This is a genomic window from Bradyrhizobium sp. 160 (assembly GCF_023073735.1).
In the GTDB taxonomy this organism is placed as follows: Bacteria; Pseudomonadota; Alphaproteobacteria; order Rhizobiales; family Xanthobacteraceae; genus Bradyrhizobium.
In genome coordinates this window covers 389,549-400,715 of sequence record NZ_JADPKD010000008.1, presented here as the reverse complement: position 1 = coordinate 400,715, position 11,167 = coordinate 389,549, and the positions used below count along the sequence as shown (strand labels likewise).

Genomic DNA, 11,167 nt, shown 5'->3' with positions numbered 1-11,167 from the left:
CCCGCGTGCGCTATCCGGCCGGAAAGGTCTGAGGCGGCTTCGATTTTTCCGCCCGGCTCAAGCCAACCCGAGGACGGAAACCGCCATGCCAGCCTATCGCTCCCGCACCACCACCCACGGCCGCAACATGGCGGGCGCCCGCGGCCTCTGGCGCGCGACGGGCATGAAGGATGCCGATTTCGGCAAGCCGATCATCGCCGTCGTCAACTCCTTCACCCAGTTCGTGCCCGGCCACGTCCACCTCAAGGACCTCGGCCAGCTCGTGGCCCGCGAGATCGAGCAGGCCGGCGGCGTCGCCAAGGAGTTCAACACCATCGCCGTCGACGACGGCATCGCCATGGGCCATGACGGCATGCTCTACAGCCTGCCGTCGCGCGAATTGATCGCCGACAGCGTCGAATACATGGCCAACGCACATTGCGCCGACGGTCTCGTCTGCATCTCCAATTGCGACAAGATCACGCCCGGCATGCTGATGGCCGCGCTGCGGCTCAACATCCCCGCCGTGTTCGTCTCGGGCGGACCGATGGAGGCCGGCAAGGTCAAGCTCCAGGGCAAGACCAAAGCCGTCGACCTCATCGATGCCATGGTAGCCGCGGCCGATTCCAAGGTCAGCGACGAGGACGTCAAGGTGATCGAGCGCTCGGCGTGCCCGACCTGCGGCTCGTGCTCGGGCATGTTCACCGCCAATTCCATGAACTGCCTGACCGAGGCGCTCGGTCTCGCGCTGCCCGGCAACGGCACGGTGGTCGCAACCCATGCCGACCGCAAGCGCCTGTTCGTCGAGGCCGGCCATACCATCGTCGATCTGGTCCGCCGCTATTATGAGCAGGACGATGCCAGCGTGCTGCCGCGCAACATCGCCAACTCTAGGGCGTTCGAAAACGCCATGACGCTCGACATCGCGATGGGCGGCTCGACCAACACCGTGCTGCATCTGCTCGCCGCTGCCCATGAAGGGCAGGTCGAGTTCACCATGCGCGACATCGACCGGCTCTCGCGTCGTGTGCCGGTGCTGTGCAAGGTCGCACCATCCGTCGCCGACGTGCATGTCGAGGACGTGCATCGCGCCGGCGGCATCATGGGCATTCTCGGCGAGCTCGACCGCGCCGGGCTGATCGACACCTCGGTCTCGACCGTGCACGCCCCGACCATGAACGATGCGCTGGAGCGCTGGGACATCAAGCGCAGCAAGAGCGAGGCGGTGCGCACCTTCTATCGGGCCTCGCCCGGCGGCATCCCGACCCAGGTCGCCTTCAGCCAGGAGCGCCGCTACGACGAGCTCGATGCCGACCGCGAGAAGGGCGTCGTGCGCGACCTTGAGCACGCTTTCAGCAAGGACGGCGGCCTCGCCGTGCTTTACGGCAATCTCGCGCAGGACGGCTGTATCGTGAAGACCGCCGGCGTCGACGCCTCGATCCTGAAATTCTCCGGCCCCGCGCGCGTGTTCGAAAGCCAGGACGCAGCGGTGGAAGGGATCCTGGGCGGCAAGGTCGTTGCGGGTGAGGTCGTTGTGATCATCTACGAAGGCCCGCGCGGCGGCCCCGGCATGCAGGAGATGCTTTATCCGACCAGCTATCTGAAATCGATGGGTCTCGGCAAAGCCTGCGCGCTCGTCACCGACGGCCGCTTCTCCGGCGGCTCGTCCGGCCTGTCGATCGGCCACCTGTCGCCGGAAGCGGCCGAAGGCGGCAATATCGGTCTCGTGCGCGACGGCGATCGTATCGCCATCGACATCCCTAACCGCAGCATCAGCCTGCAGGTCTCCGACGAGGAGCTGGCCAAACGCCGCGCCGCGGAGGAGGCGAAGGGCGATGCCGCCTGGCAGCCGCAGAACCGCAGGCGCAACGTCTCGACCGCGCTGCAGGCTTACGCCGCGCTCACCACCAGCGCCGCGCGCGGCGCCGTGCGCGAGGTGAAGCGGCGTTCGAGATAGCGCCTGATCGACGCGCCACCGGCTGGGCGGAGTCTTCCGGAATGACCCGCGGTCTCGACGCGAGCGGGCGGGCGTACTGTTGCGGGACAGAGAGCCGGGACAGCGGTCGCAAAAGAAACGGTCCCGCCTCCTGGGGTGTGGGCTTTTGGGGGTGGAGGCGGGAGCCGTTTTGCAAAGTGGGCACCCGACGTGCGGGCTCGCCCGCCAGGCCCCTGTGAATTTAGTGTCTTTGCGCCCATTTTGCCATTTAATTTTTATTTATTTGTACTTTGTTTGTGATTTAATCGCGCCACTTAAGAAAATAGCCGAAATCCATTTTTCCGAATCCGGCCGGGCGGACGCCGTATCCTCCGCAACGGTCCGGATTGCCAGTAGCGGGGTAAGCCATGAGTCACTCTCCATCGCTCGTGCCGCACATTGCGACAGACCGGGACGTCTATCTCGTGCTTGATGATTTCGGCCGGCGGCTGGGCCGCGCCTGGTGTGAGACGGCTGAGGAGGACGCCAATCGGGCGACCCTGCTCAGGAATCTCGTCGAGGGGCAATATCTCCATCCAGTACGTGTCGTGGCTTTCAATACCGCGGAAGGATGGTCACGAGATGCCACCGCAGAAATCGCAGACGAACTGCGCCGCCGCTTTGTCGAATTCGAGGAGACCGATCCCTCGCTGCTGGAGTTTTTGGAAAGAGCAGCGAGGCGCTGAAGCGCGAGCCGTCGGAGGCGGATGAACGGCAAGCGCACGTCGCGCGTTAATGCGCGTGGTCAATGAGTTCTTACCTGTCGGCCGCGATTGGCCGTTCGCATTAAGGATGCCCCGACGAAGTTCGGCAGCCCAGGATTTTGCGGCATATACTGCTAGCGACCTTCGCACATCCATTTCGGGCAACTGGGGCACCACGCAATGTCTCGTACTTTCGCCGTTGTTTTCTCCACCGCGGTCGCCGCGATTTCCATGGCGGGCGCAGCCTCCGCCGGCTGCTACAATTGTTATACGCCGCCGCCGTGCACGACCTGCTACCAGCAGCAATACGTCGCGCCGCAATACCGCACTTTCGACGAAACCGTGATGGTGTCTCCCGGTTCTGTGGTCGCGCACCGCACGCCGGCGCAGTACCGCACGGTAATGGTGCCGCAGACCGTGATGGTGGCCCCGCCCAGCGTCCAGTACGAGCGCATCCCCCCGCAATATGCCACGCGCCAGCGCGTCGAGATGGTGTCGCCGGGCTATTCGTATTACGCGCCCGTGCAGATGGGCTGCGCGTCCTGCGGGTACTGAGCTGGCGCAACGAAGACAGTCTCGCGCGGCGCTCCTTGCGGGGCGCCGCTTTCTTTTGCGCATCAGCAAACGAGGCCCGGATATGGAGACGAATCCAACCGGGCCTCGCAACCGGCAACGCCCTGGGAGATGTCGCCGGTATCTGGGATTGCCGAGACGTCGGCGCGTGGCGGCGCCGAACCTGCGCCAAGCTAGCGGAACAGGCTGACACTCGCCTGACAGAGGGCGGGCTGAAGGGGTTGAGGCGAGAGTGCAAACTTCGCATTGCCTTGCGCGGTGACTGCGTTAAGCGACACCCATTCCAGGCTTGGACGGGTGGCCGAGTGGTTTAAGGCACCGGTCTTGAACTTTAACTCTGAAAATGGTCGGTAGAATTAAGCTCCTAGGAGCGGGCGATCTCGTCATGGGAAAGGGTCAGCTCGGGAAGTTTTCGGGTCCCATATGACCAACCGGGCCCCTGCGACCGGCCGCGCGGGCGGACCATTGAGCGGCCGCCGACTGAGGCGGCGCCCTTCAGCAAGCTAGTGAGAAGAAGAAACCAGCGCAGCCATGCCGAACGCTAGAGCGCCTAGAGACCACAGGGCAATAGCAGCCTGCTTCGACCTGGAAAATGAACGCTGATCGCTAGGCACGTTCCTACGCCAACCAAGTTGGCCTTGCTTCGCTTACTCATCATTTTTGCTCGCTTCGTCCGCTCTCACGTTGCGAGCCGGCAATCTCGACAATGGTGTTCAGTTCCTCTCCAGGCGGGTCCGGAAGTTCACAACTCTGTCCATGTCGCTGGAAGCTGATTGCCTAGCTTGTTGCTTCACCACCTGCTCGAGTTCAAGAGCTTCTATTGCAAGCTCATCTGCCAAGCGTCCGAAGAGTTCGCGCTTTTCCGGATCGCTTGCCCGCCTGCTCATAAGGGCCAAATCCGCGGCATCGGCGCGGAGTTTGTCCAATCTCTTTTTGAGGTCCGCCATTATCGGCATGTCCTAAACCCACCTCGTGTCGCGGTGGGGTGCAAGTCAACGGCGGAATATTCTATTGGTTCTTCGTTAACCGTTGATTAGGCCGACAGGCGTCGCGAAGAAGACCCGCCAGCGTGAACCGGCGGGCCAGGATCCCGGTCGCGAATCCTTTGCCGGGATTTCGGACCAAAGCGGAGTCAGATCAGCGGCTTAGCCCGCGATTTCACTGGCGCTCGGCGCGATGCCGGGCCCACCGGTGGAGCACCCACAGCGGGCGGATCAGACGCATTTGGTTAGCAACAGCCACGCCAGCCATATGCTGGCCTCGAATATCCATTCCAAGATCGTGCAGCAGCGGCTAGGCCATTCCTCAATCGCGATCACGATGGAGATTACAGCCACCTGAGGCCGAACATGCAGGGGGAAGCCGCCGCAGCGGTTGACGTCGCCATGCGCGCCGCCATAAACAAGCGAACCGAAGCGACGAAAAGCTAAACAACTTCCAGACTTGGAAGGGTGGCCGAGTGGTTTAAGGCACCGGTCTTGAAAACCGGCGTGCCCGCAAGGGTACCGTGGGTTCGAATCCCACCCCTTCCGCCACAATCCAATAAAATCAACCGCTTAGATGCGGTTTCAGACGTGGCGTCCAACTCAACAGAGAATACGGCCTCTCGTTACCGCGTTCAGCTGAGCTCGACGTAGAGGGCGCAATCGCGGATGAGTTGAAGCGAGACGAAATCTTGTCGGCCTCGCTGCGCCGCTCGAGATCGCAACTCCAGGCGAGGCGGGCCTGGTGTGCCTTAGCTGTGTTCCGCGGACGATTGATCATCCCAGAGCAGTTCACCGCACCGGCATTGATAAACCCGGATGAAGCGGGCTGCCTTCATGTCCCATAGCTTCTCCGCCAGGCTGAGCGGTTCGCGGCATTTGGGGCAGCGGAGCAGGGTTGGGCTCGGGGGCGTGGCTGGAGGCATGGGCACGTCTCATTTTTTCAGAAGACGCGAAAGCGCAGCAAGCGTTCCTGGACATGATCCGGAAAAGTGTGAAGCGGTTTTCCGAAAAGATCGGGCTCAAACACAACGTCAAGCGCGATGACGATTATTCCCAATCTCATTGCGCTTTAGCTCCGGTGGAGGCCGTTGCAAAAATAGGAACGCTTGCGGCCCACGTACTTTGATCCGCATGCGCTTAGGCGCATCAGGCTATCTAACCCGTAGCCCGAGCGGCCCCAGCCCTGGGTCCTTGATCCAGGCCTGGGGTCGTTCTTTCTCCCGCAAACGGCTGCGCGTGGACCGGCGGGCCTTCGTTGAAGGACCAGGCCTCCAAGCTGCACGTGCGAACGAGCGGCGCCTGTGGCGGAGGTATCGCTCGATATCGGCCAGCGGCATTGCGTTCAGCACCCGCTCTGCGGGGACGCCGCCTTTTCGCGCCATCTCGACGCCCCAATGCATGTGATCGAGCTCGGCGATCGAGTGCGCGTCCGGATTGATGCTCAACATGCAGCCATATCCGAGCGCAGCCTGATGCCAGCGCCAGTCCAGATCGAGCCGCCAGGGATGAGCGTTGATCTCGACTGCAACGTCGTGCTTGGCGCAGGCGCGCAGCACCTTTTCGACATCGATCTCATAGCCTGGACGGCGCTGAAGCTGGCGGCCGGTCATGTGGCCGACGATGGTGGTGTAGGGGTTGGCGATCGCCCGCAGCAGGCGTTCGGTCTGTGCCTTCCGATCCAGCCTGAAACGCCCGTGGATGCTGGCGACCACGAAGTCGAAGCCGTCGAGCACCTCGTCCGGATAGTCCAGCGATCCGTCCGCCAGGATGTCGGATTCGACGCCCCTCAGGATCCGAAAGCCCTTGCCAAACTTTCTGTTGAGCCGCTCGGCCTGCCGATGCTGCTCCTTGATCTGCTCGAGCGAGAGACCCCCGGCGTAGTGCGCCGACTGCGAGTGGTCGGCGACACCGAAATATTCGAAGCCGCGCTTCAACGTTGCCTTTGCCATGGTCTCGAGCGTCTCGGTCCCGTCGGAGGCGTCGGTATGGCAGTGCAGGATGCCGCGCAGGTCCTGGTCGGTGACGAGCCTCGGCAGCTTTTTCTTCAGTGCCCGCTCAATCTCGCCGCGACCCTCGCGCAGTTCGGGCGCGATGAAGGGAAGGCCGAGCGCCCGGTAGATGTCTTCCTCGGTCTCTGCGACAACGCTCCGCGCCTTGTGCAGCCCGTCCGGCTCGAGGCGCATTCCTTTCTTCTCGGCGAGCGCCCGAAGCTGATCAAGATGAATCGGTGAACCTGTCGCGTGGAGCAGGGCGGCGCCAAAATGCTTGCGATCGGCGAGGTGGACTTGCAGCCCGCCTGATTCGATAACGCTGCCGCTCCCGGGGGCCTCGGCGACGATCGCGAGGTCGGCGACGAGTTCGCAACCACGCCTGAAGTCGCCGGCAATCGTGAGCCGTTTGAGCTCGGGCCGCGCCTTCCGCAGCGAGTCCGTTGCATGCTCGAGCAGGGCCGCGGCGCGATGCAGGTGCAGGCGTCCCTTGCCGCTTTTGGCGATCGCAAGGTTCTCCACGATCTTGGTCTGCAGCGCGGCCCCAAGCCCCTTGGCCTTCTTGATGCGGTCTTGCTTGGCTGCCGTTTCCAATTCGGATAGGGAGGTAATACCGAGATCCTTGTAGAGCTTGAGCACCTTCTCAGGCCTTAAGCCCGGCACCGTCAGCAGTTCCAGGACCCCCGCGGGAATTTCCTTGCGCAGCTTCTCAAGGCTCGGATGAGTGCCCGTGCGATACAGCTTGGTGATGATGTCCGCGATGGCTTCGCCGACCCCGGGAATCTCGGTGAGGCGGTCTTCCTCGATCAGCACGTGGAGCGGGACGACGAGCGCGGCAAGATTATCGGCGGCGCGGGCATAAGCCTTCGCACGATAGGGGTTGCCTCCACGCAGCGCAGTTCGCTGCGCGTATTCCCTCAGGAGTTCAGTCACCTTTGGGGTGTCAGCGACCGCCACTCACCTCACTCCAGGCCTTCAATCAATTGACTTCTCGACCTTCTGGGCTGCCCGGAAGTCGTCCAGATGCTGCAGGTTCGGCCCGTAGGCGGCCTCCTTGGTGAGCAGATGGTAGATCCGGGCTACTACGATTTGGAGATGCTTCATTCGCCCGCGGGGCATCGTCCGGGCCTTGCAAAGGGCTCGAACCGCGTGCGCTCGGAAATAGTCAAAGGCGTCGGACATCGTGGGTTCAACGTCTCGCTCAAAGATTGGTTCTTATCCGTCTCTTCTAGAAGCACCAGTTCAAGCGCTGGCTGTAGGTGGGAGCCGCTCGACAATCAGGACGAACAAGAGCGCATCCGGAACGCTATCGAACTTGAAAAATTAGCCCGGCAGGAAGCTTCACAGCGGGCCAGGCATGTTCTTCTTTTTCTCGAACCGGCTCGGGTGTCTCGGCTCGTTGCTGATCTCCGGCTTGGTCACTCTCGCGCTCCTCTTCCTGCTCGGGATAGTCCGGTTCTGAACCCCCGGCGCGTGGTCCAAATCGACCATCCATGCATTTGAGATGCAGGTCGCCAGCTTCTGGAACTTGGCCAGTGCTGGCCTGTTGTACGCACTCTCGTCCACCTAGGGAGAGCTGTCTTGGAAAGCACGATCATCGGAGAATTCGACACTCGCCGCAGCGCCGAGCTTGCCATTGAGCACGTCGTCCAGGAATGCGGCGTATCCCGAAGCGACGTCTTCGTCCAACCGGCCGGCGGCGCGAACACGGCGGGGACACATCCGGCCGGTGCTGACGTCAAATCCGCGCCCGCGCCGGAGGGTCACCAGAAGCTGGAGGGTCTGATCGAGGTCTCCGTGGATTTCCACGGCGATGCCCCTGAAAAGATCGCAGACGTCTTGAGGGGCGCCGGCGCAAAGACTGTCCGAACCAAATAACGCAAGTGCGCTTGTGCCGCGTAAGCTCTGTGGCTCAGCATTCTCACACCGAGCATAGCCCGTCTGCGGGCCGCGGAACCCGTTGAGCATTCACAGCGTTTTAGACACGAATGCGATTTGCGAGGTCCACCTGCTTCAGAGTTCATCGACCCTGATCCCCGGCAATACGGTCTGGCGGCGGTGCGAAGCGCGCCGCGTCGCGGTTCTGAATGATGCTGCCGCTTATTTCGCGGCCCTGCGGGACGCGCTGCTGGAGGCGCAAGACCAAGTTTATGTGATCGGATGGGATATCCATAGTGCAACCAGGCTGGTCGGAGCTTCCGGAGGAGCGGATGATGGTCTGCCGGAACAGCTTGGCCCATTCCTCCGCGCGCTCGTTCAACGCCGTCCCGCCCTGTGGATCAATATTCTGACCTGGGACTTCGTCTCGTTTTACGCGTCCGAAAGGGAATGGAATTCCGCAGCAAAATTCACCGCCGGAACATGTGGCCGCGTCCGATTTCATCTGGATTCCACACTTCCGTTTGGTTCGGCCCAACACCAGAAGATCGTCTGCGTCGACGGTTCATTGGCGTTCGTTGGCGGGCTCGACCTGACGATCAGGCGCTGGGACACGAGCGACCATCGCGCCGATCACGCGTTGCGCTGCGACCCTGCGGGTAAGCCATACCCGCCGTTTCATGATGTTCAATGCATGGTCGACGGGGATGCTGCGGCATGGCTATCCGACCTCGCGGAGGAACGCTGGCGTGCGGCAGGTCAACAGGTTCATCCTCGGCGCGCGCTGAAGAGCATTCGGTGGCCGGCGAATGTGCCGGTTGAGGCGGAGCACGTGCCGGTGGGTATCGCCAGGACAGAGATCGTGTGTCCGGCAGGTTCGAGGATCAAGGAGGTCGAGCGCTCACTGGTTGCAGCGATCCGGTCAGCGACGAGCTTCGTTTACATCGAAAACCAGTTTACCAGCGCTATCAAGATAGCGCGGGAATTGGCCGAGCAGATGCTTCGCGCGCCTTCGCTTCGGGTTCTCGTCGTCACTCCCAAACTGCATTCGTCCTGGGTAGAATCCCAAGCCATGCAAAACGGCCGTGGTGCCTTCATCGACTGCTTCAATCAGGCCGGAGTGGCAGATCGTATCCGCTTCGTCTACCCGGTCTCACGCAACGCGGATACCGAAGCTGCCGTGATGGTGCACAGCAAGCTGATGACCGTCGACAATCGGATCTTGAGGATCGGCTCGGCTAACCTGAACAATCGGTCGATGGGTGCCGATAGTGAGTGTGACCTTATTTTTGAAGCTGCATCCGACGAGCATAGAAACTTCATCGCTTCGGTCCGCCGTCGCCTGATTGCCCATTTCTGCGATCTCGACGAACAGACCATAACGCGAAATGAGGATCGTCTTTTTGCCCTCCGGGACGACCTGTCGAGAGCTGATGGGGCGAAGGCGCTGCGGGAAGTGGAGTCCTCGGTTCTGACCAGTACTCTGGCCACAATGGTTCAGCCGGTGGCCGACCCTGAGCGGCCTCTTCATCTCGAGCGGGCGGCATCTCGCATGTGGAGCACGAAGACTCTAATAGGGATCGTATCGATAGCCGTGGCGCTTTTTGGACTGGGGGTGGCTTGGTCGTACACGTCTCTGAGCGATTTCGCCGACGCGAGTCGTATTTCGACGTTCCTGTCTGCCTACTCGCAGTCTATCTGGGGGCCGCCATTCGCGATCGCAGCTTTCGTCGTCGGCGGGCTGGTCGTGTTTCCGGTTCTCGTACTCATTGCAGCAACTGCTGCCGCGCTTGGGCCCTGGCTAGGCTTCATCACCGCAATGGCCGGCGTCTTGCTCAGCGCGCTCGTGCTTTTTGCGATCGGGCGGGCACTCGGACGACAGCGACTCCAGCGTTTACTCGGACGACGTGCAGCGCGCATCCAGGAACGCGTCGTAGGCAAGGGTATTCTGGCTGTCGTCGTCATCCGGATGATTCCCATAGCACCGTTCTCGGTGGTGAATGTCGTGGCTGGTGCGAGCACGCTGCCTCTTCGCGACTTCATGGTTGGAACTCTGCTGGGCATGATGCCCGGTATTCTCGCCATGGCAGTTCTGGGGGCTCAAATCGCAGATTTGGCCAGGGATGCATCCTGGAGCAACATATTGCTATTGGTCTTGGCGTTTTTGGGCTGGCTCGGAATCTGCGTGGGCGCACAATTCGTCGCGACCTGGCTCGCCGGGAGGCGCTGATGGCGGCGATGCGTTTCATGACATGGAATGTGCATGGCACGTTCAATCTCAATACGAAGTTCGATTTGGAGGGTGTTTGCTCGATCGTTCGCAGGTGGGCCCCCGATGTCCTCGCGCTTCAGGAGGTGGATTCGCGATCGCGGTCAGACGATCCATTCGCGAAGTTGGCGATTGCTGTCGGCGACCACCGCGTTCACGCGAAGTCGATTGTCACTCAGGATGGCGACTACGGTCAGATGCTCCTGAGCCGCTTTCCGTTCTCTGATGTGCCCGAGATCGTCGACGTGTCGTATCGGGAGCGGGAGCCCCGTAGGGCGATTGCCACGGGACTGCTGACACCTGTCGGCGATGTGCGCGTGGTGGCTACTCATCTCGGCTTGAGTATCCATGAGCGGTATGCGCAAGCTCAAGCCCTGGTCAGCCTTGTGAAGCCCGGAAAGACCGTCGTCCTCGGCGACTTCAATGACTGGTTTTGGGTCAAATCGGTGCGGCGCGTGCTCGCGCAGGTTTGCCCAAACCGGACACGCTTGCGGACTTTCCCGGCGCGTTTGCCCGTTCTACGCCTTGATAGAATCTATGCGACGCCCGACAGCCGGTTCGGGAAAGTGTGGACCGACCGGGAGGCAGGAGCCTATTCAGACCATTTGCCGGTGATTGCAGAAATAGAGATCTGAATATTTCCCCGAGGGAAGCTGATCTTCTCGCTCGCCGCTTGCCCCAAAGTGCGATGAGATTAGGATGAATCGTCATCGCGCTTTAGGTTGTTGTCTCGAACATGAGCTTTTCGGAAATCCGCTGCGCACTTTTCCGGATTATTCTCTAGCGTTCGAGAAGGGATCCAGATCAGCCTTCTT

At 61.5% G+C, this 11,167-nt stretch carries 9 protein-coding genes and 1 tRNA gene; 7 read left to right on the top strand and 3 right to left on the bottom strand.

What is annotated here, in order from left to right:
* Positions 1-85 precede the first annotated feature (85 nt).
* The 3 genes from ilvD (at position 86) to IVA98_RS04640 (ending at position 3,213) form a co-directional block, all read left to right on the top strand.
* The gene (gene ilvD, locus IVA98_RS04650) at positions 86-1,936 is read left to right on the top strand and encodes a dihydroxy-acid dehydratase (protein WP_247297596.1); all 1,851 of its coding nucleotides are present in this window, start codon (positions 86-88) and stop codon (positions 1,934-1,936) included.
* Between the two features lie 443 nt (positions 1,937-2,379).
* Positions 2,380-2,640, top strand: a complete 261-nt coding sequence (locus IVA98_RS04645) for a hypothetical protein (RefSeq protein ID WP_247297597.1) — start codon at positions 2,380-2,382, stop codon at positions 2,638-2,640.
* 249 nt (positions 2,641-2,889) lie between these two features.
* Entirely contained in the window at positions 2,890-3,213 is a 324-nt protein-coding gene (locus IVA98_RS04640) for a hypothetical protein (RefSeq protein ID WP_247297688.1), read from the top strand.
* Between the two features lie 731 nt (positions 3,214-3,944).
* On the opposite strand, the gene IVA98_RS04635 is transcribed toward IVA98_RS04640, so the two are convergent.
* A complete protein-coding gene (locus tag IVA98_RS04635; protein WP_247297599.1) occupies positions 3,945-4,178 on the bottom strand; it encodes a hypothetical protein in 234 nt (77 codons plus the stop codon).
* 498 nt (positions 4,179-4,676) lie between these two features.
* On the opposite strand from IVA98_RS04635, the gene IVA98_RS04630 reads away from it, so the two are divergent.
* Positions 4,677-4,766: transfer RNA gene (locus IVA98_RS04630), tRNA-Ser, on the top strand.
* Between the two features lie 602 nt (positions 4,767-5,368).
* Here IVA98_RS04630 and IVA98_RS04625 read toward each other — a convergent pair.
* Together IVA98_RS04625 and IVA98_RS36905 are read right to left on the bottom strand one after the other, a co-directional pair.
* Positions 5,369-7,162 carry a PHP domain-containing protein gene (locus tag IVA98_RS04625; protein ID WP_247297604.1) on the bottom strand — a complete coding sequence of 598 codons (1,794 nt, stop codon included), beginning with the start codon at positions 7,160-7,162 and terminating at the stop codon, positions 5,369-5,371.
* Between the two features lie 18 nt (positions 7,163-7,180).
* Positions 7,181-7,309: a hypothetical protein gene (locus IVA98_RS36905; protein WP_256466437.1), complete on the bottom strand. Its 129-nt coding sequence runs from the start codon at positions 7,307-7,309 to the stop codon at positions 7,181-7,183.
* Positions 7,310-7,786: 477 nt separating this feature from the next.
* Between IVA98_RS36905 and IVA98_RS04620 the strand changes: the two genes are divergently transcribed.
* The 3 genes from IVA98_RS04620 to IVA98_RS04610 all read left to right on the top strand — a co-directional run bounded on the left by IVA98_RS04620 (position 7,787) and on the right by IVA98_RS04610 (position 10,987).
* Positions 7,787-8,083 carry a hypothetical protein gene (locus IVA98_RS04620; protein WP_247281114.1) on the top strand — a complete coding sequence of 99 codons (297 nt, stop codon included), beginning with the start codon at positions 7,787-7,789 and terminating at the stop codon, positions 8,081-8,083.
* Positions 8,084-8,165: 82 nt separating this feature from the next.
* Positions 8,166-10,313, top strand: coding sequence for a VTT domain-containing protein (locus tag IVA98_RS04615; RefSeq protein ID WP_247354343.1), 2,148 nt, complete (start codon positions 8,166-8,168; stop codon positions 10,311-10,313).
* Positions 10,313-10,987, top strand: a complete 675-nt coding sequence (locus IVA98_RS04610) for an endonuclease/exonuclease/phosphatase family protein (RefSeq protein WP_247297610.1) — start codon at positions 10,313-10,315, stop codon at positions 10,985-10,987. The genes IVA98_RS04615 and IVA98_RS04610 overlap by 1 nt, the downstream gene beginning before the upstream one ends.
* Positions 10,988-11,167: the final 180 nt, after the last annotated feature.